The following is a 25482-nucleotide window of genomic DNA, read 5'->3' on the forward strand; positions in this document are numbered from 1 at the left end:
CGGGTGATTCGGGCCGGCCGCCGGGTCGTACGGAGGCGTCCGGCCGGGGGGAGGAGCCGGGGGTCAGCCGCCGGGCTGGGGCCGGGGCCGGTGTGCGGGCCGCTGCGGGGTCCGCACCGGGAGGGTGCCGATGGGCCGCGCGAGGTCCTGGGCCGGCGCGAGGGGATCCCGGGCCGCGAGCCGGTCGGCGTGCCGCCCTCCGCCCGGACCGATGCGGGTGTCGACCAGTTCCGCGATCCGGGCGCCGCTGCGCCGGCCCTCCAGGTGCAGCCGGCCCACGTTGACCCGGTCGTCGGCGAGGAGGGTGAGGACCGCGGTGGTGCCGGCCGCGTAGGTGGCGATGTAGCCCTGGCTGCCCCGCACCAGCAGTTCGCGGAACTCGCCGCGGGAGGCGGCGTCCGCCATGCGGTACGCGACGCCGAGCGCGGCGGCGGTGAGCGCGGCCAGCCCTTCCGGTTCGGTGCCCGGTACGTCGTGGGCGAGGACGAGTCCGTCGACGGTGGCCGCCAGGGAGCCCGCCAGTCTGGGGATCCGGGTGCGGAGCCGACGCAGTTCGTCCAGCACGTCGGTCTCGACGGCCATGAGCAGTCTCCTTTCGGCACGCTGTCGGCGCGCGCGGATCACAGTGCCTCCAAGGCGTCCAGGAGCCGTCTCAGCAGCGCTGTGTCGGGCTCGTCCCACGCCGCGCCGCCCGCGTCGGGGACGGGCGTGGCGGGCGGGGGTGGCGCGGGAGCGACCAGTCCGCCGGCGGCCAGGCGGCGCAGTTCGACGAGGGTGTGGAAGGTGCGGTGGGCGAGGGCCGCGGCGATCTGTGCGGCGGTGCGGGCGCCGTCGACCTGGGCGAGGGTCCGGGCGCGGCGGGGCGGCAGCTCGGCGGGGAGGGCGCCGGGCACGCGGGTGAGCGGCGCGGTGTCGACGGCCGGGTCGGGCCAGATGCGGTGCAGCAGGTCGCGGCGGCGCCGGGACTCGCCGAGCACGGTCGCCACGGGCACGGGGCGGACCGCGCCGAGCCAGTGGGCGGCTCCGGGACGGAAGCGGAGCGTGGCGCCGTCGTGGGCGAGCGCGAAGTACGCCGCGTCGAACAGGGCGCCCAGATGGCACAGTTCCAGCGCCCCGGTGGTGAGCCGCCCGCTGTCGACCAGCTGGCGGCCGACGCGGTGCACCGCCCCCGCCCGTTCGACGGCGTCCCACCAGCCGGCCGGGGCGACGGCGCCGCTGCGGGTGAGCAGGTCGCCGAGGTCCGGGCTGGACGCGGACTCGACGTGGACGACGCTTCCGGCCGAGAGGTAGAAGACGCCGGACTCCGTGGAGAGCGCCCCGGTGGCGTGGTCGGCCGCGAGGGTGCCGAGCAGTTCCGACGCGGTTCCGTCGGTGCACGCCGTGGTCATCCGAGCACCAGCCGTTCCGCCATCTGGGCAAGCCGAATCCGGGCCAGGGCGAGGTTGCCGTCGGCGCGGTCGAGCCAGAGGTACAGGAACACCGTGCTGTCGAAGGTCGTGATGACGAAGCGCAGGAGGTGGTACGCGTCGGCGGTGGTGAGGATCAGGTCGTCGACGGGTGGTTCCTTGCCCGTCCGGGCTCCGCCGTCGGCGGGCGCGAGCGTGCCGCTCTCCATGGCCAGGCGGGCGAGTTCGGCGGTCTCCGCGGCCGTGGCCTCCGCGTCCTCGCCGGGCGCCTCGCCCACCGCCCCCAGGGCGAGCCCGCTGATCCAGTCGACCACCAGGGCACCGCGCGCCCCCGGCAGTCGCATGGCTTCCAGCAGGCTCTCGTCGATTCCGGGCACGCCGGATCCCCCTTCTCGCACGGCTGTACCGCGAACGTGACGTCGACGCTACGGTGAGTGCTCGATCCAGGTGAGGGCTTTGGCGTTTTCCGGGGGAATATGCGACAAGGGGGGTGCGCCACTGGTAGGGTCCGGGCTTTTGCCGCCGGAGCGAGGGCGGCCGCCCGCCCGCGGGGCCCATTGTGGTGACGGGCCCGCCGGGGCCGGGGGTGAACCGTCGTCACCGCGTGTGCGCCGCGCACACCCTGTGCGCGACACGCCGATCGGCGGAGCCCCGGCTCAACCCTCCGGCCGGCCCCGACGATACTGACAGAAGCACGTGCCCCCGCTCACGACTGGACCCATGCCGACCTCCCCCTCAGCCCGCCCCCTCGTCCCTCCCACCGTCTGGCTGGCCCGCGGCCGCCACACCGGCGCCACGCCCGACACGGCGCTCCGGCACACCCTGCACTGGCTCAAGGCCGGCCAGGACATCGACGACTTCCTGGAACTCCCCGCGGCGGAGACCTCTCCCGACCTGGTGTTCGAGTCCCGGACGCGAGTCGCCGGCGGGGTCACCGTGCGCGCCCGGCTGAGCCTCGCGCCCGGCGCGGACGCGGGCCGGGACTGGGTCCTGGTCGCCGAGGCGGAGCAGCCCTGGGATCCTTCCTGGCCGTCCCCGGCCGCCATGTTCTGGCCGCCGGAGCCGGACGCGGAGTGGAACACCGACCCGGTGACGGGACTGCGGCCGGGCGTGATCAATCCGCTCCCCGAGGACGACAAGGCCGTACGACGGCTGCTGCGCGACTGCGCGCGCGACCCGTGGCACGTCCATGTCCTCGTCCACGAGGCCATGACCACGGACGAGCGCGGCCGGGTACCGCTCGCGCGCTGGCTGCCGCCGGGGCTGCGGGACCGGGTGGTGGAGCACCGGGCCACGCCCCAGCAGTTGCGGGTGGCGAACTGGGCGCTGCGGGAGTTCGGCGTGGAGGTTCCGCGCGGAGGCGCGGTGGTACTGCCCGGCGGTACCGCTCCGGAGGGTTACGACGCCGGCGCCTTCGCCGTGCGCGCGGTCTTCCTCGACGGCACGCAACCGGTCGACCTCGTGGAGGCGGTGGTCCGGTACGACGCGCTGCCGAGGGCGCTGCCGGACGGGGCGCGGGACGCGCTGACGGCACTGCGTGAGGAATGGCGCCTGTTGACGACGGAGGAGGAACTCGTCCGCGAGCGGGCGCTGGTGGCGATGTACGCCGAGGCGCTGGAGGCGATGACGAAGTCCCGGGACCTGTACCGGGAGGCCGCGGAACGCGCGCACGAGGCGCTGGCCGCGTACCGGGAGTCCGCCGGGTCACCGAGTCCGGGGCAGCCCCCCGCGCCCAGGGCCCCGTCCCCCCTGACGCGCACCCTGGAGCGCCTCAAGGTGGGCGCCAGGACCCGTCGCCCCGCCCCCGAGGACCCGGCCGTGTCGGACCACTAGTCGCCTCCGGCGCGGTCCGGACGCGGTGTGCGGGGAGGACGGCCGCCTGGGCGCGCCGGCGTGGGCGCGGGCCCCGGACAGGGGGCGCGGCCCGGCGCCGACGGGACGCTTCCCGGCCCTCGGCGCGCGGGCGGGACGGAAGCGTGACCGCCCCGGCCGCGGGGCGGTGCGGGCGACCGTGGTGACGGATCCCGCCGTCGGCTCGGAGGCCGGCCGGGACGTCAGTCCGCCGCGCGGCGGACCCTCGGGGGTGGCGACGGGGTCCGGCGGGGGGTGGGGAGCGCGGACACCACGCGTACGGCCAGAGCCGCCAGGGCCAGCACGGCGGCCGCGGCGGCGACCGGGGCGGCGAACCACGGGGGCGCGAGGACGAGGTCCACGGCCCGGGGCAGGACGGCCGACGGGTGGGAGCCGCCGTGGACGTGCGCCGCGGCCAGGACCGCCGCGACCACGACCGCTCCCGCGAGGACCACTACGCCGGGGCGCACCACCAGGGCCAGCGCGAGCGCCGCGCAGCACACCGACAGGCCGACGGCGAGGGCGTGCGGGCCCAGGGCGGCGCCGTCGTGCCGCAGCGGGAAGTGGGCCATCGCGCACACCGCGAGGGCCACCACGGCGAACCGGCCCGACCGGGCCACGGGCCCGTCGACCGGCTCGGGCGTGCGGCTGCCGGGCCGGCGGTCGCCCTCGCCCCCGGGACGGGGCCCGGCCGTCACCGGCCGGCGGGCGGCCGGGCGGTCGGTCGGCTCGACCGGCCCGGCGGCTGACCGGCCGGTCGCCGTGGCCGTCGTGGCGGAGGCCGGGGCCGTCTCGGCGGGTATGACCGGTTCGTTCGGGGAGGGCGGCGAAGAGCGGGTGGTCATGATCGGCTCCATGAGAAGGCTGGTGACCATTTCTAAGCGCCCCCACCACGCGCCGCCACCCGGTTGAGCCACCGGGACGACCTGCGGCGATCCGGCGTTTCGCGCGGGTTTCACGGGGCATCGGGCGCGTGCGCGCATGGCCGGTCCCGGCCGCCATACCGGCGCCGCGAGCGGGAATCCGCTCAGTGCAGGCCGTGCCGCGGCGAGGCCGCGGCACGGGTCACGGGAGGAGGGCGGTCCGTTGGAGACGACCACCGTGGTGCTCGTCGTCACCGCGGTCCTCATGACCGTGGCGCTGGCCGGCGCCGTCGCCGTCCTGGTCCGACTGGTGCGCATGCGACGTGAGTTGCGTCACGCGGGGCTGCCCACGGGGCCCCGCTGGGTGTTCTGGGGCGCGGTTCTCTATCTGGTGCTGCCGGCCGACCTGCTGCCCGATCCCGTCTACCTGGACGACGTGGGCGTACTCCTGCTCGCTCTGCGCACCATGCGGGGCTCCTCCGGCGCCCGGGCTCCCGGAGGAGCCCTCCGGCGGAGCGGCCGACGCCCCGCCGATGATTACACCCCGTGAGGAAACCAACCACTCGTTCGATTCGTATAAGTCTCTGGAAGCCAAAAGAAGTCGGCGGACCAAGCAGCGGCGCACCGTGGGCCGTTGCCTGCTCGGCGCAGCACCGACGAGGGAGAGACGATGCAACCGTTCGCGCTCAACTACGCACGTCCGGCGGTGGAGTTGGCCGTTGCCACTCCGTACGCGTATGACTCCGGACTGCAGTTGAACGTACTCGGCGACGGGCGGATCGCGGCCTGCGACCACGCACTGTTGCGCGAGGTGGGGACGACGACGTCCACCGCGGGCTCCAAGACCCACTTCGACGACTGAACGCGGACCGTGAACCATGACCGTGCTGATCCTCACCTGTGAGGAGGACGTGACCGCCGACATGGTGGTCGTCCATCTGAACGGCTCCGGTGTACCGGTGGTGCGCCTCGATCCCGCCGATCTGACGGACGGCGTCTCGCTGTCCGGCGAGTACGTCCACGGCCGCTTCCGCGGCCATCTGTCCGTCGACGGGAGGCTGGTGAGCATCGGCGGGCTGCGGTCCGTGTGGGTGCGCCGGCCCGGCGCGCCGGCCGGGCGTGCGGCGCAGCCGTCCGCATGGCTGACCGAGGAGGCCTCGCAGGCGCTCTACGGCATGCTGCGCGGTTGCGACGCACGGTGGATGAACCATCCGGACGCGGCCCGGCAGGCCCGCCACAAGCCGTGGCAGCTGCGGCTGGCCCAGCGCTGCGGCCTGCCCGTGCCGGCCACGGTGATCACCACGTTCCCGCGTGCCGCGCGGGAGTTCGCGGAGCGTTTTCCGGACCTGGTGGTCAAGCCGGTGTCGGGGGCCCATCCGCAGGACCCGCCGAGGGCGGTGCCGACCAGCAGGGTGGCGCCGGACACGGACTTCTCCGCGGTCGCGTTCGGGCCGACGCTGCTGCAGCGGCGGATCGCCAAGCGGGCCGACATCCGGCTCACCGCGGTGGGCGAGCGGCTGCTGGCGGCCCGCAAGGCGACGCGGCCGGACGCGGATCCGGAGGAGGTGGACGTGCGTTTCGCCGCTCCCGGTTCGCCCTGGGAGCCGGTCGAGGTCCCGGCGCGCACCGCCGACGCCGTACGCGCGTATCTGCGCCGCTCCGAACTGGCGTACGGCGCCTTCGACTTCGCCGAGGACGCCGACGGGACCTGGTGGTTCCTGGAATGCAACCAGTCGGGGCAGTTCGGGTTCGTGGAGGTGGAGACGGGGCAGCCGATCGCCCGGACCATCGCCGAGTGGCTGTCCCGCCCCCTTCCCGACGAGCCCGCCGAGCCGGCCGAGGCGGGCAGCACGGTGCGGTGAGGGGGCCGTCACCGCACCGGGCTCAGTGCGACCGCGGCCCCGGCAGCAGGGCGGTGCGCTGCCAGCCGTTGCCCGGGGAGTGCGGCCGGTCGAGCCCGGGGGCGTGGCCGGGGGACCGCAGGGGCCGCATGACCAGCTCCAGCTCCCTGCTCACGCGTTCGGCCTCGCGTCGCACCTGTGCGGGCACGTCGCCGCACTCCGCGATGAGTCGGTCGTAGATGGGGGAATCCTGGAACACCCGTCAACGTGCCTTTCTGCTCGTCGGCCCCGATGCGGGACGCGACTGCAGAGTCTAGGCGGCCGACCCTCCCGGAGGAGGAATTCCCCGGCACAACGGAACACGAAACGGATGATCCGGAAATTCCGCGCAGATCGGGCGGGCCGGACGGTCAGGCGCCTGTCGTCGAGCCGGGTCGGACGATCATCAGGACGGTCACGGTCGCCCACAGCAGGTTGAACACCCCGGTGAACATGGCGAGTCGCACCGTACTCCGGCGGTCGACGGTCCGGCTCCCGCCCAGCTGTCCGACGAGTTCGTCCTGCCGGGGCAGCACGAAGGCGAGCAGGACCCCGGCGGCGGCCGCGGTGAGGCCGATCGAGGTGACGAGCCAGCCGTCGTCCAGGACGCCCATCGCCAGGGCGGTGGCGAGACCGAGGACGGGCACCGCGATCCCCACGCGGGCGTAGGCCCGGCAGATGCGGTGGAGCAGCGCGACGGTGGTCATGGCCGCCGCGGCGGGTTCGCCGCCCTCCGCCGGGAGGGCCCGGCGCACGGCCGGCGGGAACATGCTGGCCGCGACGGTGACGGGACCGACGGCGACGATGGCGGCCAGGACGTGGAGGGAGAGCAGGAGCTTGGTCACCGGGACTCTTTCCGTGGTGTGATCGGCGGTGCCGGGCTCACGTTAGGGGTCCGCCGGGTGATCACCCAGGGGCTGGAACGACAGGTTCCAACGGGTTCTCGCCAACACCGTCGACCACGTCTCATCCGCGTCATCGCCCCTGTGCCCCTGGTCCCGGGAGTGGCGGGAATCCGCCTATCGTGGCGGTCATGCACTCCGTGGCGATTCTGGTTCTCGATGGGGTCGTGCCGTTCGACATGGCGGCGCCCATGCAGGTCTTCGACTGGACGCGGCTGCCCGACGGCCGACGCCCCTACCGGGTCCGGCTGTGCGCCGAGCGGCCGGAGGTGGTCGCGGACGGCGGTTTCACCCTGCGCGTCGAGCGCGGGCTCCGGGCGCTGGCGGACGCCGACACGATCATCGTCCCTGGCCGCGCCGAGGATGCGTCCCCGCTCTCGCCCGCCGTGCTCGCGGCCCTGCGGGACGCGGCCGGGGCGGGCACCCGGATCGCCTCGGTGTGCGTGGGCGCGTTCGTGCTGGCGGAGGCCGGGCTGCTGGACGGCCTGCGCGCCACCACGCACTGGGTGGCCGCCGGGAAGCTCGCCCGGGCCTTCCCCCGCGTCGACGTGCAGCCGGACGTGCTCTACGTCGACAACGGGCAGATCCTCACCTCGGCCGGCGCCGCCGCCGCGCTGGACATGTGCCTGCACATGATCCGCCGGGACCTGGGCTCGGCCGTGGCCGCGAACGCCGCCCGGATGTCGGTGATGCCGCTGGAGCGGGAGGGCGGCCAGGCCCAGTTCATCGTGCACGAGCACCCGCCCGTGCCCCGAGGGTCGGACCTGGAACCGCTGCTGGAGTGGATCGAGGACAACCTGGCGCACGAGGTCACCCTCAAGGCGATGGCGGCGCGGGCCGGCATGAGCGAGCGCACCTTCAGCCGCCGCTTCCGTGAGCAGACGGGCACCACGCCGCTGCAGTGGCTGCTGCGGGCGCGGGTGCGGCGCGCCCAGTACCTGCTGGAGAACAGCGACCACACGGTCGAGCGGATCGCCCAGCAGGCCGGGTTCGGTTCGCCCACGGCGTTCCGCGAGCGGTTCCGCAAGGTCGTGGGCACCACACCGCACGCCTACCGCTCGGCGTTCGACGGACGGCGCACCGCTGTCGCGGGCGGCGGGTGAACGGACGAGCGGCCCGGTGGCTCAGACGGCCAGGGGCAGGCTGCTCTCGCCGCCCGCCCGCGGGGCCGCCCGGCCGGCGGCGTGGCGTGCCTCCTCGAGCAGGGCGTCGGCCAGGGCGATGGCGTCCTGGACGCGGGAAGCCCCCGTCATCACGCAGAGCGTCTCGCTGACGTCGTCCAGTTCGCGCGCCGCCGCCGACGAGTACCGTTCCGCCTGAGCTATCCGCAGCGTCGCGTACCGCGTGAGCAGCCGTCTGACGACCTTGGGATCCGGTGCGAGCACGAAACGCCCCTCTCTGGTTTTCGCTGCGTATGCCCGGAGAAGGCGGAAGCACTCACATCACTTACCCGACCGACCACAATTGACCGAAAACCGTCGCACCATGACCGGGTGATCAGGCCACCTGACCGCTGTGCAGCGCCGTGTACGCGCCTCCCCGGCGCAGCAGGTCCTCGTGGGTGCCTATCTCCTGGATCCGGCCGTCCGCCATCACCACGATCCGGTCGGCGCCGCGCACGGTGGAGAGCCGGTGGGCCACCACGAACGTGGTGCGTCCGCGCAGCAGCCGGGCGAGGGCCTCCTGCACCAGCGCCTCCGAGCGGGTGTCGAGGGCCGAGGTCGCCTCGTCCAGGACCAGCACCTTCGGATCCCGGATCAGCGCGCGGGCGATGGCCAGCCGCTGGCGCTGCCCGCCGGACAGCCGTGCGCCGCGCTCCCCGACGAGGGTGTCGAGGCCCTGGGGCAGCCGGTCGACGAACTCCAGCGCGTTGGCGTCGCGCAGCGCGGCCCGTACCGCCTCCTCGTCGGCGTCGTCCATGCCGTAGGCGACGTTCTCCCGGACGGTGCCGTCGAACAGGATCGACTCCTGGGGCACCACGGACAGGAAGCGCCGGTAGGTGCGCAGATCGAGGCTGCTCATGTCGGCGCCGTCGAGCAGCAGCCGGCCGGAGGTCGGGCGGATGAAGCCGATGACCAGGTTGAGCACGGTGGACTTGCCCGCCCCGGAGGCGCCGACGAGCGCGATGGTCTCGCCCGGGGCGACGTCGAGGGTGAAGTCGCGCACGGCGGGGCGCCCGTCGGTCTCGTACGCGTGGCCGACGCCCTCGAAGGTGATCGCGCCGCGCACTGTGTCGACCTCCGTCTTGCCCTCGTTGTCCTCCAGTTCGGGGGCCTGGAGGACCTCGCCGACCGAGCGGACGGACTCCAGTCCCTTGGTGATGACCGGGGCCAGTCCCGCCAGCGTGGTCGTGGAGTTGGTGAGCGTGGTCAGGAAGGCGCTGAGCATCACGACGTCGCCGGCGGTGACGCCCCAGACGTCGTAGTACGAGATGAGGGCCGCGCCGGTCAGCACGCACACGCCGACGACGTTGAGGACGACCCAGGCCAGCGAGCCGAACCGGCCGTTGACCAGGTCCAGACGCATCCCGGAGGTGAGCAGCCGGTCCAGGGTGCCGTTCATCCGGCGCAGCGCCTTGCCCTCCAGGCCGTGGGCGCGGGTGACGGGGATGAGCCGGGTCATCTCCGTCACCCGGGAGGAGAGCGTCTCCACCTCGTGGCGGAAGTGCTCGTTGTGCGTGCGCAGCCGGGACCGGAGCCGGGCGACGAGCAGGGCCGCGGCGGGCACGACGATCAGGAAGACGGGGAGGAACTCGGGGGTCCGGACGGCGATGATGACGAGTCCGCCGGTGAGGACGGTGAGCGCGCCGAGCCCGTTCTCCGCGGTCTGCTGCACCATCTGCTCGACGGTCTCCACGTCCCGCACGACCTTGGCCTGGAGCACTCCGGCACTGACCCGGGAGTGGTAGCCGATGGAGAGCTGCTGCATGCGGGTGCACAGCGCGGAGCGCAGGGCGGTGCCCATGCGGCGGACGCTGCCGTACAGCAGGCGGACGTACAGCACGTGCAGCGGATAGTTGACCAGCAGGATGAACATGATGACGCCGGCGCTGGTCCACAGCCGGGAGATCGGCTGGTGCTGCACGACGGTGTCGATGATGGACGCGGTGATCAGCGGCAGCAGCCAGACCGGGCTGTGCTTGACCGTGAAGACGCCGACCGCGGCGGCGAGCCGACCGCGGTCGGCGCGGAACAGATAGGCGAGGGTGCGGATCGGGTGCTCGCCGCGGTAGCGGTGGTCGAGCGGTCTTTCCAGCGACGACGCCATGGGCGGTGGTCCTCCTGTGACTTTCTTCAGCAAGCGCTTTCTCCACCTCGTGCGCCAGGAGTACACCAGGCGCACGAGGCGTCCGCCCGCGGCGTCCGGCGCCTGAGACGGGGGGGCGGGATCAGACGGCGTCCAGCTCCGCGATGTCCTCGGCCGTCAGGACGAGACCGGCGGCGCCCGCCGAGTCGGTGACCGACTCCGGCTGTCGTCCCACGGTCTCGGAAAGCGCGTCCCAGCCTGGTCCCCGCACGGCCCGAAATCCAATAGAAGAAAGCGAACGCATTCAGCAGACGGGGCTCTGAATCGGGGCCCGCCCGCCCCCAGGATGGCCAATGCATCGATCCGGTAACCGAGTTGTGCGAGTGCGCATGTGAGGCGCCGCCATCCGGGGACAATCCCCACCGTGTCCACTTCACCTTCACCTGACGTCGAGCTCGACGACGGCACCCCCGTCCGGTTCCTGCTGGCGCCGGCCCCCGCCGGTGGCGAGGACCTCCCGGAGGGCATGGGAACGGCGGTCCCGGTGGCCGCCGGCGGGCGAACCGTCGCGGGCTTCGCCGCCGGAGCCCTGCGCGGCACGCTCAAGCCCCTCGGCCCGCTGTTGCAGGAGGTGCACGACGCCGTCACCGCCGTACCCGACCCGCCTGCGGAGATCAGCGTCAGCTTCGGCGTCCAGATCGGCCAGGACCTCAAGTTCGGGATCGTGGGCAGCACGGGCCAGGCGCACCTGACCGTCACCGCCTGCTGGAAACCCGCCGACGCCGCGACGACGCCCGCCGCGGAGTGACGCGTGGGGTGGTTCACGGCCGCCGACGTCCCGGACGGCGGCTCGTCCCCGGGAGTGGTGTCGGTCCGGCGGACCGACGACGGAAGGATCGCGGGAGGGGGCGTCGTCCTCGGTCCCGAGACCGCGCTGACCTGCGCGCACGTCATCAACGACGCTCTGGGGCGCGGCATGTTCGACGCCCGCTCCCCCGGAGTGAACCAGATCCACGTCGAACTGCACGGCCACGGCCACGAACCGGAACGCCATCTCGTGCGCGTCTCGCACTGGATCCCGCCCCGGGGCAGGGACGGCGGTCCGGTCCGCGAAGGGGACGGCGCATGGTTCGGGGATCTGGCGGTACTGCGCCTCGGGGGACGGTCCGGGGCGCTGCCCACGGCTCCCGGCAAGGCCTCCATGGCGGTCGGCCAGAGGGTGGAGGCCTGGCACGGCGGCGGTCACGCGTCCACCTTCGCCCGCCTCGTGGTGGCCTCCCTGCACGATTCCCTGGCCTACCTGGACGGCGAGGCCACCGGCATGGCAGTCGGCCCCGGCTACAGCGGCGGCCCGGTGTGGTGCCGGCAGGAGCAGGCCGTGGTCGGTCTCGTCGTCGCGCACTTCATGCCTCCGCGGGACGCCACCGGAGCCGTACTGCCGCACAGCCCCCAGCACCTGATCCGGCGCAGCTGGGCCGTCCCCTGGCAGCGCGTCGAAGCCGAACTGCGGCCCTTGGGCGTCCTGGACGCGGCGTCCCCCGCCCCCGTGGACACCGAGAACCCCGCCTTCCTGTTGCTGGCCGAGGCGATCGACGACATCCTGCCCTCCCCGCACGGACGCGTTCTGCACGCCCGCCGACTGGCCCGCCTGTGCGGTGCCGGCCACGGCAGTGACGTCGTCCCGCCCACCGCCGAGGAGTTCGCGGCCTTCCTCCTCACCCACCCGCGCGCCGTCGCAGCGCTCTCCGGGATCCTGCGCCGGGACGATCCGTCCGGCGCCGACCGCGTCCTGGCCGCCGGTTCCCTCTCCCCCGTCCCCAGGCTGCTGTCGCCCCAGGAGTACACCGGGCTGCGCAAGCACCTGGAGGCCATGGACCGCGGTGTGCTCGGCAGGTTTCCCGAAGTGGTGCGCGCCGCCCTGCCGCGCCGCGCCGTCCTCCCCGGGGCGGACACCCTGGAGGCGCTCCTCGATCAGCTGGAGTCGCTGCCCGGGGACGGCGGCTCCGCCCGGGGAGAGCCGAGGGTTCCGGCGCTGCTGCGCGTCATGGAGTACGCCGGGACGCTCCTTCCGGCGCCCCGGCGGGCGGAACTGCGCCTGTGGGCGGACGGAGTGGCCCAGCGGCTCGGCATCGCGCGGGAGGCGCTCGCCGAGCGCCGGTCCGACGCACAGGAATGGTCCCGCACGGTGCGCGCCCGCTCCGCGCGCGTCCGTGTCCTGGTGCAGGTGACGCAGGCCGAGCAGGGCCGTTACCGGCTGCGCACCTGGTGCGACGAGGGGGCGGGCCCGCGGCAGGTGTCGGCGGACAGCCTCACGTCGTACTCGGCGTCGGCCGCCGCCCGTGAGGTGCTGCGCGTCCTCGACTCCCTGACCCCGGCGGACGGGGAGGAGCGACCGCCGCTGGTCGAGGTGCTCGTGGACCGCGCCAACCTCGATCTGCCGGTCGACGAATGGGAGGCGGGCGGCCCGGACGAGATCCTGCCCGGCACGCTCGGCGTGGAATTCCCCCTGGTCGTGCACTGTCCGGAACTCCTGCGCCGGAACCGGCGTTTCCAGTCCCACTGGCGCAGCCGGTGGAGTCGGCTGGAGTCGGGAAAGACCTTCGTCGTCTCCGAGCCGATGGACCGGGAGACCCTTTACGCCCGGCTCGTCAACCAGCTCGACACGGTCCGCGTCTCCGTGGACGTACCACCCGGCCCGCGGGACCACACCGTGCAGGTCTGTCTGGCTCTGGGCATACCGGTCGTGGTCTGGGACCGGGTCCGGGACACCAGGTCCGACGTCGTCACCTGCATGGCGGAGGTCGCCACCCCCGAACTGCCCGACGGAGTACGCGCCTACCGCGCGAACGCCAAGGCCAGTCCTCCCGAGTTCCCCGGCCGTCCGGTTCTCGCCTGGGCCGACGCCGACCGTGCCGTCCCCCGACTGCACCTGACCGAACCGCAGGAGAACGCATGACAACCACTCCCGAAGCCGAGTGGCGTCTGTTCCGCGGTGACGGCACGCCCCGCGCCGTCACGCTCCCGCAGGCCCCGCCCTGGCGGCGCTTCACGGCCATCCGGTCGATGCGCCCCGAGCTGCCCTACCTGATCGGGCGACAGCACGCCGACGTCGTCAACGCCGCGCTGCACCTGCGCCGGCCCCTGCTGGTGACCGGCCCCGCCGGCACCGGCAAATCGTCCCTCGCCCGCGCGGTCGCGCACGAGCTACGCCTGGGCGAGCTGCTGCGCTGGCCTGTCAACAGCCGCTCCACCGTCAAGGACGCCCTCTACCAGTACGACGCGATCGGCAGGCTGCGCGAGACCACCCTCAGCCGGGACCGGGGCGAACGCGAGCCGTCCATCGGTACGTTCATCCGGCTCGGCCCGCTCGGTACGGCCCTGGTGCCGTCCGCCGTGCCCCGCGTGCTGCTCATCGACGAGATGGACAAGGGCGACGTCGACCTGCCCAACGACCTGCTGACCGTCTTCGAGGAGGGCGTGTTCGACATCCCGGAGCTGACCCGGCTGCCGGAGGAGATGTCCGAGGTGGCGGTCCAGACCCACGACCACAGGGGAACCGTCGTCGTCCGGCAGGGGCTCGTCCAGTGCGTCGAGTTTCCCGTCGTCGTCATCACCAGCAACGGGGAGCGCGACTTCCCGCCCGCTTTCCTGCGCCGTTGCGTCCGTCTCGACCTGCCGGTCCCCGACGAGGACCGACTGCGTGACATCGTCGCCGCGCACCTCGGCGAGGAGGCGCTGCGGGAGGCCGACGACCTGATCGAGGCGTTCCTGCGCCGGCGCGCACCGGGCGAACTCGCCACCGACCAGTTGCTCAACGCCGTGTTCCTGCGCGTCTGCGGCGTCGACCTGGACGCCGAGGGCCTGCTGGACGCGGTGCTGCACCAGCTCACCGGGGCGATGTGACCATGGCGGGCGGTGGCGCGCGGTTCGCCGAGGCCCTGCGGGTGCTGTCGGCCTGCGGTGTCGACCTGGACGCGGACCAGGTGCTCGACGTGCTCTGGCTGGCCCGCCGGTTCCCGGCCGGCCCCCTCGCACCGCTCCGCCGGGATCCGCCGGCCGCCGCGCGCCCCGGGACGCCTCCGCCACCCGGCCCGGATGCGACCGAGTCCCCGTCCTCCCCGCCGGAAGCGGACGAGCCCGGTCTGCCCGACCTCACCTCACCCGAGCTGTACGCGGCGGCCCGCCAGGACCCGGACCCGTCCCCCGGCGCCTCCCACGCCGCGGCGGGACGGGAATCCCGCCGGGCCATGCCGGTGCGCGTTCCCGAGGACAAGGCCCTCACCCGGGAACTCGAGCTCGGCCGGGTGCTGCGGCCGCTGCGCCGCCGCCACGAGAGCCGCCACCGCACGGAGATCGACGAGGAGCACACGGCCACCGCGCTCGCCGAAACCGGGCTGGCGGACGTGGTGGAGCGGCCCGTGCGCGAGCGCTGGCTGAATCTGGCGCTGGTCATCGACGACGGCCTGTCCATGCTGCTGTGGCATCGCCTCGGCGCCGAACTGCGCACGCTGCTGGAACGTCTGGGGGCCTTCGCCACCAGCCGTGTCCTCGGTCTGGACACTCGCGACGCGCGCCGCCCGGCCCTGCACGCGCGCCCGTTCCGGCCCGACGGCGCGAAACTGCCGCTGAGCACCGTCAACGATCCGTCCGGCCGCACCCTCCTGCTGGTCGTCAGCGACGGCATGGGAGCGGCGTGGCGGGCCGGCACCATGCACGGCCTGCTGGCCCAGCAGGCGGCCCGCGGACCCGTCGCCGTCCTGCACACCCTGCCGCCCGACATGTGGGAGGCCTCCGGCGTCTTCGCCGAACGCTGGCAGGCCACCACCCGGCGGGCCGGCGGCGCCAACACCTCGTGGGAGATCACCGACCCGGTGCTGCCGCCGGGGGTCGCCGGCTTCGACGGGGTGCCGGTGCCGGTGCTGGAGCCGTCACCGGCCTCGCTGCGCGGCTGGGCACGTCTGCTCGCCTCGCCCGGAACCACCGTGGAACTGCCGCTCCTGGCGTATCCCGGCCGGTACGGGACCGCGGCACCCCTGCGCGATTCCAGCAGCACCCAGCACTTCCGGGACGCGGCGACCCCGGAGGCGTACCGTCTCGCCGCCCATCTGGCGGCGGTCTCCCCGCTGTCCGTCCCGGTCATGCGCCTGGTGCAGCGGGCGGTGCCGTGGTCCGCCACCACGTCCCACCTCGCCGAGGTCTTCCTCGGTGGCCTGGTACGGCCCTCCCCCGCCCCGGTGCCGGGACCGCTGCCCGCCAAGCACCGGGTCTTCGACTTCACCGACGAGTCCAAGACGGTGCTGCTCGACGCCGTTCCCCAGGCCGAACTGCTGCACACCAGCCGCCGGATCGGCCGCCGCCTCGAGGAACTCGCCGGCAACTCACCGGACTTCCCCGCCTGGCTGGCCCACCCCGACGGTCCCGCCGACGTCCCGGACTCACGCCGGGCGTTCACCAGCGTCGAACGCCGGCTGCTGACCCGTTTCGGCGTCTCCCTCACCCGCGGCACCGCACCGCCGCCGAGCGAACCGTACCCCTGGGACCCCTCCCGCACGGACGACTGGGAACCCCTCACCGACGACGACCCGGTCAGACTCGGCGGCTTCGTCCTGCGGGGCCGCCGTCGCGGGCACCGGACGACGGTCTACCGGGGCGTCGACGCGCGAGGAGGTACCGCCGTTCTGCGGGTCCCCCGCCTCGGCCGTTCCGCCGGCGACGCCAGGCTGATCGAGGTGGAGGCCGAAGCGCTCGCCCGCCTCCAGGGGCAGTACGCCCCCCGGCTGCTCGGCACCGGGCTCGAGGACTCCCCGCCCTGGCTGGCGATGACCCCGATCGCGGACACGAACGCCCCGGACGCCCAGCCGCCGCGGCTCGGCAAGATCTACACCGGCGCCCTGCACACGGGGACCGCGCCCTTCGACCTGCTCAGGGGGCTCCTGGTCGGCTGCTACCTCGCGAACGCCCTCGCCCTCTGCCACGTCAACGGACTCGTGCCCGCCGATCTCAGCGCCGACAGCGTCTACGTCCTGCGGCGCACCGTGGTCCTCGGCGATCTGTCGGACTGCGCCGTGGACGGGGAGTACGCCGGTTCGGGACCGGTGCCCACCCGCGAGGACAACATGCGCTCCCTCGGCGAGCTGCTCCAGCTCATCAGCAGCAAGGCGGGCTGGGACATGCCGAGCATGCCGGAGGGGATGCATCTGTGGCAGGGCGACACCTGGGGGCCGTTGCGGCAGCTCGTGCTGCGCTGCCTCGACGCGGACCCGGCGCGGCGTCCCCCGGCGAGCGAGGTCGCCGAGCTCCTCGCCCGCTACGTCGCCCGGACCCGCCTCCACCAGACCGGGGCCGCGCCGCCGCCCGCACCGGCCGCCCCGCAGCCCCTGACGCCCGTAGCGCTCGCTCCACCGCCGGCCGCCGGGTCCCCCGCCGCCGGCCGGAACGGACCGCGCCTGCCACGCTTCGGGACCGTCCGCCGGGAGATGGAGGGGCGCCTTCGGCGGGTGCGCGCGCCGCTGGCGCACAGCAGGCGGCTGACCCTGATCGGCGCCTACCACTACAGCGGACGGGCCACCACGACGATGGTGCTCGGTTCGCTGCTCGCCTCCGTGCGCGGTGAACCCGTCCTCGCCCTCGACGGCGCGGCTTCCGAGGGAGCGCTGGACGCCTTCCTCACCCGGCGCAACCAGGCGGTGGTCCGGGATCTGGTGGCCCTGCCGGACGGCCCGTCGTACGAGGAGATCCGCGCCCTCACCACCGCTCTGCCGTCCGGCCTGGAGGTGGTCGCCCACCGCAGGGGCCATTACAGCCCCAACCCGGCGCACGCGCGCGAATACGCACGCGTGCTGCGCCATACCGCCCCCCATTACCCGTTCGTCCTCACCGACTGGGCCCCCCTGCGGCTGGACGGGACGGCCCACGCCGTCCTCGACCGCACGGACCGGCTGATCCTGTGCTGCGGTACGTCGCACTGGTTCCTGGAGGCGGCGGCACGCATCCTCGGCGAGCTGCGGCGGGACGGACGTGAGCGCTTGGCGCGGGACGCGATCGTGGTCGCCGCCGAACTGGGCGGTCCCTCGGGGCGGCCCCTGCCGACGGCTTCCGTGCGGGATCTGGACGTCGATCCGGCACAGGTGGTGCACGTCCCCTTCGACGCCGCGCTGCGGTCCTCCGGCTGGAAGCTGGGCCAGCTGCGGGCGGCCACCACGAACGCCTTCCTGAGGCTGGCGGAGCTGGTGACGGACCCCGGCGACTCCGGCGCCGCACAGTGATCCCCGCGCTGTCCGCGGCCCGTGGTGCGCACCGGTCCGACATGTGGACGCCGGTGTCCGGCGTTACGCTGCGCGCAGCCGGCACTTTGTGGACATTCCAGGAGGTAATCATGGCCTCGCTCCTCAATCCGTACCTCAGCTTCGACGGGAACGCGCGGCAGGCGCTGGAGTTCTACAAGGAGGTCTTCGGCGGCGAGCTGCGGCTCAACACGTACGGCGACTTCGGCCGGTCCGGAGCCGACAACACCGACAAGATCATGCACGGCATGCTGGCGAGCACGGCCGGATTCACCTTCATGGGCGCCGACATGCCGCCGGGCATGGAGTACGCCCCGGGGAACAACTTCGCCGTGTGCCTCAGCGGCGAGGACGAATCCGCGCTGCGCGGCTACTGGGAGAAGCTGTCCGGCGGCGGCTCGGTGGCCGTACCGCTGGAGAAGCAGATGTGGGGGGACGTGTTCGGGATGTGCACGGACCGCTTCGGCGTCCCCTGGATGGTCAACATCAACCAGCCCCGGGGCTGAGCCCCCGGCGGTCTCCCGGCGGGCGGCCGTTGACACGGCGTCCCGGCGGGGATCACCGTACTGACCGGAGCGCGCCGGCGGAGCGCGACGGGACACCGGTCCGGCGGCGGTCGCACCGGGAGAGGCGGCGGCATGCGGATCGGACTGCTCGGCACCGGACCCTGGGCGCGGGCGGTCCACGCCCCCGCGCTGAGCGGGCACCCCGGCCTCGACCTCGTCGGCGTGTGGGGCCGCAGGCCCGACGCCGCCGAGGAACTGGCCGGTCCGCACGGCGCCCGGGCCTACGACGACGTCGAGGCGCTCTTCGCCGACGTGGACGCCGTCGCCGTCGCGCTGCCGCCGGCGGTGCAGGCGGAGCTGGCGGTGCGCGCGGCGCGGGCGGGGTGTCACCTGCTGCTCGACAAGCCGCTCGCGCCGACCGTCGCGCAGGGGCGTGCGGTGGTCGGGGCGGTCCGGGAGGCGGGGGTCGCGTCCGTGGTCTTCTTCACCACCCGCTTCCAGCCGGAACCGGAGGCGTGGATCACCGAACAGGCGCGCGCGGGCGGCTGGTTCACCGGGCGCGCGCAGTGGCTCGGGGCGGTGTTCACCTCCGACGGCGATCCCTTCGCCGCCTCCGAGTGGCGGCGGGAGAAGGGCGCCCTGTGGGACGTCGGCCCGCACGCCCTGTCCGTACTGCTTCCGGTGCTCGGCGAACCGCGGCGGGTGACGGCGGCGGCGTACGGCCCCGGCGACACCGTCCATCTCGTCCTCGACCACGCGGGCGGCGCGTCGAGCAGCCTCACCCTGAGCCTGACCGCTCCCCCGGCCGCGGCCGGCGCCATGGTCGAGCTCCGCGGCACGGCGGGCATCACCTGCCTCCCGGCGGCCTCCGAGGGAGCGGTCCCGGCGCTCGCCCGGGCCGCGGACGCCCTCCTCGCCTCGGCCGGTACCGGTGTCCCCCATCCCTGCGACGCGGCGTTCGCGCTCCGGGTGACGGAGATCCTGGCCGCGGCGGAGACACGGCTGGGCGACGGGGCCCGCTGACCGCGCCCCGTCCGACTGCGGAACGGAGCGCTCCGGACGCGCTCCGCGGCTTTGGGTCCCGACCGGCTTAAGCAGCCCTTAAAGGCCGGTTAAGTGATCGTTGGACAGTCGCTGATTCTCGAGACAATCGCAGGTCAGGGCGGTGTCGCGGACAAGTCGGACCGTTGGCCGGGGGCGCGGCCGTCCCTACCATCAATGCCGCGCACCGGTACCGACGCACCGCCTGAGAGCGCTCTCTCCAGGTTCCTTCCCCGCGTCGGCGGGCCGGTGCGGTCAGCGACCCGCACGAGCATCCCTGGAGATCCCCCACATGACTCCCCGTCATCAGCGCAACCTCGGCCGCCGCAAGGTCCTCTTCGCCCTCGGCGGAGCCGCCGTGGCCGTTCCCGCGGCGGCGGCGATCGCCCCGCACGCCCTCGCGGACCAGTCCGGCGGACAGAAGGCCGGCGCGGCGGCGGGGGCCCTGCCGCTGACGGTCGTCAACGACAGCGGCTCCTTCGGCAACGCGAGCGTGCACCTCTACATCGTGGGCAATGCGGACGGCCGTCAGGTCCGGGTCACCCCGGAAGGCGCCGTCGTCCCGGTCGCCGCCTCCGACAACGGCCCGGACGGCTTCACCGACTACGCGATCGGCCTGGCCGGCAGCGGCGAGACCAAGCTCTCCCTGCCGTACATGTCCGGCCGGATCTACGTCTCCCTCGGCGCGAAGCTCAAGTTCAAGGTCGTCACGGACGGCGACGGCAACGCGGCGCTGCAGTACCCGGCCGGCTGGGTCGCCTCCGACCCCAACTACGGCGTGCTCCACGACTGCGCCGAGTTCACGTACAACTCCTCGGGCATGTTCTGCAACACGACCATGGTCGACATGTTCAGCGTGCCGCTGAGCATCCGGCTCACCGGCGCCAGGGACCAGACGACCGGCACCGTGCGCGAGGGCGGCCGTGCGGCCGCGTTCGCCGCCGTCAGGCAGGTGGAGGCGTTCTCCCGGCTCGTCGTGGACGACACCCGGATCATCGCCCCCGGGCACGGTCTGGACGCCGGCCTGTTCGCCGAGGACTACCTCGCCCCGTACATCGACGAGGTGTGGAGCACCTACACCGGCCGGGACCTCAAGGTCACCACCAACGCCGGTGCCTTCACCGGCCGGGTGCGCGGCGAGCGGTTCACCTTCGACGGACCCGCCCAGGTCTCCTTCGGCAAGCCCTCCACGCGGGACGTGCTGTTCTGCGACGGCGCCCTCGCCGCCCCCAACGACGGCACGACCGGCCCGGTGGCCGCCGTGCTGGGCGCCGGCTTCAACCGCTCGACGCTGCTCAGCCACCCGGACCAGCCGACGGCCGACGCCTCGGTCTTCTACCGGACCGAACTCACCAACCACTACTCCAGGGCCGTCCACACGGCCACCGAGGACGGCAGGGCGTACGGCTTCGCCTTCGACGACGTGGCCGACTTCGCCTCCTACATCCAGGACACGGCGCCCACGGGCCTGCGACTGACGCTCACGGCCTTCTAGGCGACCCGTGGAGCAGGTTTCCCGCGGGCCGGGAGAGGTACCCCGGCCTCCAGGAGGAGCGGCCCTTCACCGCGGTGCCGCGGGCGTTGCGGATGCACGGCGGGCTCCCGCGTTGAATGGTTGAGTATCGGACCCGATGACAGCACCGGGGCCGCCCCGGCGGCCCGGACCCGAGGAGCCAGAAGATGTCGACGTCCCAGCCCGACGCGTCCCGGCAGCCCGAGGACAGCGCCACCCCGGACAGCCTGCTCCACGCCCGCACCGGCACCGACGTGTCGCCGGAAGACCTCGTTCTTGCCTCGGGCAGGGACCTCACCCAGCACAACCTCGAGTGGGCCAGGCGGAAGCTGGACGAGGAGGGGCCCTCCGCCCTGGACAAGATACTGCCCTGAACCGCGTACGCCTGTTCGCGGAACAACACGTCGCCGGCCCGGTGCGCGAGCGCACCGGGCCGGCGACGCCGTGCCGGGGTCAGGTTCCGTCCCGGTCCTCCGGGAGCGCCGTCCCGTCCTCCACGACGTGCATCGCGGCCTCCTCCGCGCCGGCCGCCCCGGCGTCGACGCCGACGTCCTCGGCGACGGCCTCCCTGGTGGTGTCGGGGTGGGCGCCCTCGTCCGGGGCGACCAGGCGTCCGGCGCGGCCGGCGCCCGCCTCCGGGTCGACCGGCTCGCCCTCGCCGCCGGGGAGGTCGCCCACCCCGTCCCCGGCGGGCCCGGGCGCGTCCGGCACCTCCTGGGCCAGCCGCTGGTCGAGGGTCTCCCCCTCGTGCTGCTCCGAGGCCGTGGTGCCGTACTTGGTCACGCCGAGCGGTTTCTCCGGCGGGGAGTAGCCCTCGTCGAGGGTGTCGTCGTAGGTCCGTTCGTCGACGGCGTCCTGCATGTCGAGCGGCGCGGCGTCCTCCTGCTCCTCGTTGCTCCCGGTGGGCTGGTACGCGTCGTCCCCCATCGGCTCGGTGCCCATGGCTTCCTCCCTGTTCCGCTGCGTCGGCTCCGTTCGGCCCGGTGTCAGGTCCGCGTTTCCCGTCAGGCGATCTCTAACCTCGTGGCGTCGGGTGCGGGAAGGTGTCCCGGCGGGCGGGGCCCTGGAGCGCGGCGGACCCCCGTCACCGGGTGCGCGGCGCACCCGTCGGACCGTCGGACCCGGGCGCCGGGGCGATACGGACCTGGAGGTCGCCGAGCCGGTGGACGGGCCAGGCGCCGGCGTACCCGGGCGGTGTGCCGCCGGGCCCGGTGAGGACGGCGACCGGGATGCGGTCCGCGGTCCGCAGGATCTCCCCGGCCGTGGTGTTCTCGTTGTTCCCCGCGGTCGCGCCGGAGGAGCAGCCGGTGTAGTAGCCGATGGGGATCGCCTCGTGGCCGGTGATCAGACAGGGCGGGCGGACACCGAGCCGGTGCAGGTCGCCGGCCGTGCGGGCCCAGTCCCGGCGGCTGTCGGTGTTGCGGTCCACCGTGTGCACGAGGACGGCCAGCTGCACCGTGAGGTGACCGGCCAGCCCGAGCGCGACCAGGATCCCGGCGGCCGGTCGCCACTTCCCCCGCGGTGCCGTGACCAGGTGCCACAGTGCGTCGGCGACCGGGATCGCGAGCAGGGCGTAGGCCGGCTGGAGGAAGCGGGGCGCCGCGTACTCGATCATGAACAGGTAGGGCAGGGCGGCGGTCGCGGCACAGGCCAGCGGCACCACCGTGCGCAGGGTGCGGCGGGCCCGCACGGCGACGATCAGCCCGAGGACGGCGAGCAGCGGCAGGACGAACCACCACAGGGTGATCACCGGGTGGGGCATCGGTCCCGTGCAGGGACGGCACAGGGCACGCCCGCCCAGGCTGCGCAGCTGGTCGTCGACGGCGATGTTCAGGCCGAGCCCGCCCTGGATGCGGGAGGCCTCGGCGAGCCGCTCCCGCAGGCCGCCGAACGCGGTGTACGCCTCGACCACCCAGGGGAGCCCTCCCGCCAGCAGACCGCCGGCGAGGGCGAGCAGCGACCGCCCGTGCCGGCCGGCCAGGGCGAGGACGAGGAGCGGGACCGCCACCCAGACGGCGTCGGTGGGCCGCATCCAGGCCATGAGCGCGGCCCCCGCCACGACCCCCCACAGGGGGCCGCCGGACGAGGGGTCCGCGCGGTGGCGCAGAAAGCAGCCGACCGCGGTCAGCGCGCCGACGGCGACCCAGTAGTTGGGCATGGCCTGGGGGCCGTAGAAGAGCGTCACCCACAGGGAGGCGAAGAAGGCGCCGGCGGTGACCAGGACGCGGGTGGGGAACAGGCCGCGCCAGGAGCGCAGGGCCAGGTGGAGGGCGAGGCCGGAGAGGAGGGCGAGGTAGACGCGCAGCAGGGCGGTGGACCCGGACCAGGACGCGACGGGCGCCACCAGCAGGGACACCCCGCGGGAGCGGGGGGCGCTGAAGAAGGCGGCCGGGTGGTGGGAGGTGACCTGGCTGGTGTAGACGATCTCGTCCCAGCCGAGGCCCAGCACCGGGCGGACCAGGACGAGCTGGGCGAGGGTGAAGACGGCGGCGAGCACCGCGAGGGGGAGGGTGGCGCCGCGCGGTGACGGGCCCGGCTCGGCCCACCGCTCGCGCTTGCGTATGCCGGTGAGCAGGGCACCGGTGCCGTCGGTCATCGTCCGTCCCTCATTCCCGCGTGTCGTCGGGTCCCGGGACCCGGGTCCCGGGGGCCCTGCGCTCTGGAGGACGGGTTCCGGGAAACCGGCGTTCCGGAGGTCTTCGACAACTTAACCCGCGTGCGAGGGGTCCGCAGGACGGGATGCGGTCCCCGCACCGGGGTCCGCCGCCGCTCAGCGCGGGTGCGGACCCCGGCGCACGGCGACCCGCAGGCCGCTGCGCCGGGTGCGGTGCACCAGGCGCAGCCGGTGGCCCGCGGCGACGTCCTCCTCGGGTTCCAGCGGGGACTTCAGGGCGCGGGCGGCGCGCGGGTCGCCGTCCGGTCCGGGCAGGCTCTCGTTGGCGACCAGTTCGGACTGCACGACCACACGGGTGCGGCTGTCGACGGGCTCGACCTCGTAGGCGACGGCGGCGACGGCCCGCTGGGTGAGGGAGACCATCCGGGTGGAGCGCACCCGGACCGTGGACCCGGCCGGGGAGGTCCATTCGCAGGTCCGCTCGAGGACGCCCCGGCGCAGGTCCAGGGTCCGCTCGTGGCTGACGAGCCGCCCGTAGCGCAGGTCGAACGGTTCGTCGTCGACCAGCAGCCGGATCACCTTGCCGTTGGTGACGTCGATGACCGTCTGGCCCGACTCCGGGTAGCCGTAGCCGGCCTCGGCGTAGGGCAGCGGGTGGAGTTCGTGGACGCCGTTGAGGTAGGAGCCGGGCAGGCCGTGCGGTTCGCCCCCGTCGAGGTTGCCGCGCCAGCCGACGTGGCCGTTGGACAGCGCGAACACCGACTCGCTCTGTGCCGGCAGGTCCAGGTCCAGGCTCCGTTCGCGCACCGTCCACGGTTCGACGTCGTACGCCCGCTGTGCGATCACTCGCCGCTCCCGAGTTCGGCCAGGTCCGTCACGACCCGGTCGGCGCCGTGCGCGTACAGGGCGTCGGCCTGGCCCGCGCGGTCCACCCCGACGACGTATCCGAACCGCCCGGCGCGGCCCGCGTCCATGCCGGCCAGCGCGTCCTCGAACACGGCGGCCCGGGACGGCTCGACGCCGAGGTCCGCCGCGGCGGCGAGGAAGGTGTCGGGCTCCGGCTTCCCGGGCAGCCCGCGCTCGGCGGCGACCACACCGTCGATCCGGACGTCGAAGAGGTCCTCGGCTCCGATCGACCGCAGTACGTCACGGCAGTTGGCGCTGGAGGAGACGATCGCGGTGCGCAGTCCGCGGGCGCGGACCGCGGCGAGGTAGCGCAGGGTGCCGTCGTAGGCCTCCACGCCGTCGGTGCGGATCTTCGCCAGCAGCAGCTCGTTCTTGCGGTTGCCGAGGCCGTGCACGGTGCTGGCGTCGGGCGGGTCGCCGGGTCCGCCCTCGGGCAGTCCGACGGCGCGGGAGGCGAGGAAGGTGCGGACGCCGTCGGCGCGCGGGCGGCCGTCGACGTACTCGTCGTAGTCGGCGTCGCTGAAGGGCCGGAAGGCCTCGCCGTCCCGTTCGCGCAGGAAGGCGTCGAACGTCTCCTTCCAGGCGGCCGCGTGGACGACGGCCGTCTTCGTGACGACCCCGTCGAGGTCGAAGAGGCAGGCGCGGATGTCATCGGGCAGACCCAGATCCGTCATACCCGACACCGTTCCCCGTACGGCGCCGGACAGTGAGTGGAGCGGGCCACACGGCGGCAGGACTCCGGCGGCCGGGTGTCACACTCTTCCGTGTGGCACCGACCTTCGACGACCTCCTCCGCCGTGCCCGTGCCCTCCCGCGGGGCGAACGGCGCGCGATCCTCGGCATCGCGGGCAGCCCGGGCGCGGGAAAGTCCACGCTCGCCGGGGAGTTGGTGCGGGAGCTGAACGGCGCCGGGGAGCCGTGGGCCGCGTGGGTGCCGATGGACGGCTTCCATCTCGCCGACGCCGAACTGGACCGCCTCGGCCGCCGCGACCGCAAGGGCGCCCCGGACACCTTCGACGCGGCCGGGTACGCGGCGCTGCTGCGGCGGCTGCGCGAGGAGACGTACGACGACATCGTGTACGCGCCCGGTTTCGAGCGGGTGCTGGAGCAGCCGGTCGCGGGTGCGCTCCCGGTACCGCCGGCGGTCCGGCTGGTGGTGACGGAGGGCAACTACCTGCTGCTGGACACCGGCGCCTGGGCGCGGGTCCGGCCGCAGCTCGACGAGGTGTGGTTCTGCGTCCTGGACGAGGAGGAGCGGGTGCGGCGGCTGGTGGCCCGGCACGAGGAGTTCGGCAAGAGTCACGAGGAGGCGGTGGCGTGGGTGCTGCGCACGGACGAGCGCAACGCCGCTTTGGTGGCCGCGACACGGGACCGGGCCGACCTCGTGGTGCCGGAGTCCGCCCTGCCGGGCGCGGACACCGGGACGTAGGGCGGCCGGTGGGCGGGCGTCCGGCACCGTCCCGGCCCTCGA

The 25482-nt window shown here is 74.1% G+C and carries 25 protein-coding genes and 1 pseudogene; 14 read left to right on the forward strand and 12 right to left on the reverse strand.

Going from position 1 to position 25482, the window contains the following annotated elements; translation table 11 throughout:
* Positions 1-63: 63 nt before the first annotated feature.
* From ACZ8ZB_RS02220 to ACZ8ZB_RS02230, 3 genes are read right to left on the reverse strand one after another with little or no spacing between them, the layout of a single operon-like run.
* Positions 64-582, reverse strand: a complete 519-nt coding sequence (locus ACZ8ZB_RS02220; protein ID WP_470736025.1) for a roadblock/LC7 domain-containing protein — start codon at positions 580-582, stop codon at positions 64-66.
* 38 nt (positions 583-620) lie between these two features.
* Positions 621-1388, reverse strand: a complete 768-nt coding sequence (locus ACZ8ZB_RS02225) for a hypothetical protein (protein WP_470736026.1) — start codon at positions 1386-1388, stop codon at positions 621-623.
* On the reverse strand, positions 1385-1783 hold the full coding sequence (locus tag ACZ8ZB_RS02230; RefSeq protein ID WP_470736027.1) for a hypothetical protein: 399 nt from the start codon (positions 1781-1783) through the stop codon (positions 1385-1387). The genes ACZ8ZB_RS02225 and ACZ8ZB_RS02230 overlap by 4 nt, the downstream gene beginning before the upstream one ends.
* A gap of 343 nt (positions 1784-2126) precedes the next feature.
* Between ACZ8ZB_RS02230 and ACZ8ZB_RS02235 the strand changes: the two genes are divergently transcribed.
* Entirely contained in the window at positions 2127-3239 is a 1113-nt protein-coding gene (locus ACZ8ZB_RS02235) for a hypothetical protein (RefSeq protein WP_470736028.1), read from the forward strand.
* A gap of 221 nt (positions 3240-3460) precedes the next feature.
* Here the strand turns inward: ACZ8ZB_RS02235 and ACZ8ZB_RS02240 are convergent, their stop codons facing one another.
* The gene (locus ACZ8ZB_RS02240) at positions 3461-4102 is read right to left on the reverse strand and encodes a hypothetical protein (protein ID WP_470736029.1); all 642 of its coding nucleotides are present in this window, start codon (positions 4100-4102) and stop codon (positions 3461-3463) included.
* A gap of 241 nt (positions 4103-4343) precedes the next feature.
* Between ACZ8ZB_RS02240 and ACZ8ZB_RS02245 the strand changes: the two genes are divergently transcribed.
* The 3 genes from ACZ8ZB_RS02245 (at position 4344) to tgmB (ending at position 5982) form a co-directional block, all read left to right on the forward strand.
* Positions 4344-4670: a YkvA family protein gene (locus tag ACZ8ZB_RS02245; protein ID WP_470736030.1), complete on the forward strand. Its 327-nt coding sequence runs from the start codon at positions 4344-4346 to the stop codon at positions 4668-4670.
* 120 nt (positions 4671-4790) lie between these two features.
* Complete coding sequence (gene tgmA, locus ACZ8ZB_RS02250; RefSeq protein WP_004935783.1) at positions 4791-4982, forward strand: putative ATP-grasp-modified RiPP; 192 nt, start codon at positions 4791-4793, stop codon at positions 4980-4982.
* 16 nt (positions 4983-4998) lie between these two features.
* Positions 4999-5982: an ATP-grasp ribosomal peptide maturase gene (gene tgmB / locus ACZ8ZB_RS02255; RefSeq protein WP_470736031.1), complete on the forward strand. Its 984-nt coding sequence runs from the start codon at positions 4999-5001 to the stop codon at positions 5980-5982.
* Positions 5983-6004: 22 nt separating this feature from the next.
* On the opposite strand, the gene ACZ8ZB_RS02260 is transcribed toward tgmB, so the two are convergent.
* Positions 6005-6220 carry a hypothetical protein gene (locus ACZ8ZB_RS02260; protein ID WP_470736032.1) on the reverse strand — a complete coding sequence of 72 codons (216 nt, stop codon included), beginning with the start codon at positions 6218-6220 and terminating at the stop codon, positions 6005-6007.
* 151 nt (positions 6221-6371) lie between these two features.
* Positions 6372-6845, reverse strand: coding sequence for a hypothetical protein (locus tag ACZ8ZB_RS02265; RefSeq protein ID WP_470736033.1), 474 nt, complete (start codon positions 6843-6845; stop codon positions 6372-6374).
* A 188-nt stretch (positions 6846-7033) separates the two neighbouring features.
* Between ACZ8ZB_RS02265 and ACZ8ZB_RS02270 the strand changes: the two genes are divergently transcribed.
* Entirely contained in the window at positions 7034-8005 is a 972-nt protein-coding gene (locus ACZ8ZB_RS02270; RefSeq protein WP_470736034.1) for a GlxA family transcriptional regulator, read from the forward strand.
* A gap of 21 nt (positions 8006-8026) precedes the next feature.
* Here ACZ8ZB_RS02270 and ACZ8ZB_RS02275 read toward each other — a convergent pair whose 3' ends face one another.
* Positions 8027-8287, reverse strand: coding sequence for a DUF5133 domain-containing protein (locus ACZ8ZB_RS02275; protein ID WP_470736035.1), 261 nt, complete (start codon positions 8285-8287; stop codon positions 8027-8029).
* 112 nt (positions 8288-8399) lie between these two features.
* Positions 8400-10169, reverse strand: coding sequence for an ABC transporter ATP-binding protein (locus tag ACZ8ZB_RS02280; RefSeq protein ID WP_470736036.1), 1770 nt, complete (start codon positions 10167-10169; stop codon positions 8400-8402).
* Between the two features lie 403 nt (positions 10170-10572).
* On the opposite strand from ACZ8ZB_RS02280, the gene ACZ8ZB_RS02285 reads away from it, so the two are divergent.
* The 8 genes from ACZ8ZB_RS02285 (at position 10573) to ACZ8ZB_RS02320 (ending at position 20865) form a co-directional block, all read left to right on the forward strand.
* Entirely contained in the window at positions 10573-10956 is a 384-nt protein-coding gene (locus ACZ8ZB_RS02285) for a CU044_2847 family protein (protein WP_470736037.1), read from the forward strand.
* A gap of 3 nt (positions 10957-10959) precedes the next feature.
* Positions 10960-13104, forward strand: a complete 2145-nt coding sequence (locus tag ACZ8ZB_RS02290) for a VMAP-C domain-containing protein (RefSeq protein ID WP_470736038.1) — start codon at positions 10960-10962, stop codon at positions 13102-13104.
* On the forward strand, positions 13101-14051 hold the full coding sequence (locus tag ACZ8ZB_RS02295; protein ID WP_470736039.1) for an AAA family ATPase: 951 nt from the start codon (positions 13101-13103) through the stop codon (positions 14049-14051). The genes ACZ8ZB_RS02290 and ACZ8ZB_RS02295 overlap by 4 nt, the downstream gene beginning before the upstream one ends.
* A gap of 2 nt (positions 14052-14053) precedes the next feature.
* Positions 14054-17413, forward strand: coding sequence for an SAV_2336 N-terminal domain-related protein (locus ACZ8ZB_RS02300; RefSeq protein ID WP_470736040.1), 3360 nt, complete (start codon positions 14054-14056; stop codon positions 17411-17413).
* Positions 17414-17523: 110 nt separating this feature from the next.
* On the forward strand, positions 17524-17937 hold the full coding sequence (locus ACZ8ZB_RS02305; RefSeq protein ID WP_470736041.1) for a VOC family protein: 414 nt from the start codon (positions 17524-17526) through the stop codon (positions 17935-17937).
* A 132-nt stretch (positions 17938-18069) separates the two neighbouring features.
* Positions 18070-18960: a Gfo/Idh/MocA family protein gene (locus ACZ8ZB_RS02310; protein WP_470736042.1), complete on the forward strand. Its 891-nt coding sequence runs from the start codon at positions 18070-18072 to the stop codon at positions 18958-18960.
* Between the two features lie 310 nt (positions 18961-19270).
* Positions 19271-20473, forward strand: a complete 1203-nt coding sequence (locus tag ACZ8ZB_RS02315) for a glycoside hydrolase family 64 protein (protein ID WP_470736043.1) — start codon at positions 19271-19273, stop codon at positions 20471-20473.
* Between the two features lie 185 nt (positions 20474-20658).
* A complete protein-coding gene (locus ACZ8ZB_RS02320) occupies positions 20659-20865 on the forward strand; it encodes a hypothetical protein (RefSeq protein WP_470736044.1) in 207 nt (68 codons plus the stop codon).
* 79 nt (positions 20866-20944) lie between these two features.
* On the opposite strand, the gene ACZ8ZB_RS02325 is transcribed toward ACZ8ZB_RS02320, so the two are convergent.
* The 4 genes and pseudogenes from ACZ8ZB_RS02325 to ACZ8ZB_RS02340 all read right to left on the reverse strand — a co-directional run bounded on the left by ACZ8ZB_RS02325 (position 20945) and on the right by ACZ8ZB_RS02340 (position 24685).
* Positions 20945-21433 (reverse strand): DUF5709 domain-containing protein, encoded by a 489-nt coding sequence (locus ACZ8ZB_RS02325; RefSeq protein ID WP_470736045.1) that lies wholly within the window; start codon positions 21431-21433, stop codon positions 20945-20947.
* Between the two features lie 142 nt (positions 21434-21575).
* On the reverse strand, positions 21576-23087 hold the full coding sequence (locus ACZ8ZB_RS02330) for a hypothetical protein (RefSeq protein WP_470736046.1): 1512 nt from the start codon (positions 23085-23087) through the stop codon (positions 21576-21578).
* Positions 23088-23285: 198 nt separating this feature from the next.
* A pseudogene (locus tag ACZ8ZB_RS02335) lies at positions 23286-23951 on the reverse strand (family 65 glycosyl hydrolase); the annotation flags it as partial.
* The gene (locus tag ACZ8ZB_RS02340; protein ID WP_470736047.1) at positions 23948-24685 is read right to left on the reverse strand and encodes a beta-phosphoglucomutase family hydrolase; all 738 of its coding nucleotides are present in this window, start codon (positions 24683-24685) and stop codon (positions 23948-23950) included. The pseudogene ACZ8ZB_RS02335 and the gene ACZ8ZB_RS02340, both read right to left, overlap by 4 nt.
* A gap of 92 nt (positions 24686-24777) precedes the next feature.
* Here ACZ8ZB_RS02340 and ACZ8ZB_RS02345 point away from each other — a divergent pair, with 92 nt between their 5' ends.
* A complete protein-coding gene (locus ACZ8ZB_RS02345; protein ID WP_470736048.1) occupies positions 24778-25440 on the forward strand; it encodes a nucleoside/nucleotide kinase family protein in 663 nt (220 codons plus the stop codon).
* The last annotated feature ends 42 nt before the right edge of the window (positions 25441-25482 follow it).

The organism is Streptomyces sp. 12E, from assembly GCF_055633275.1.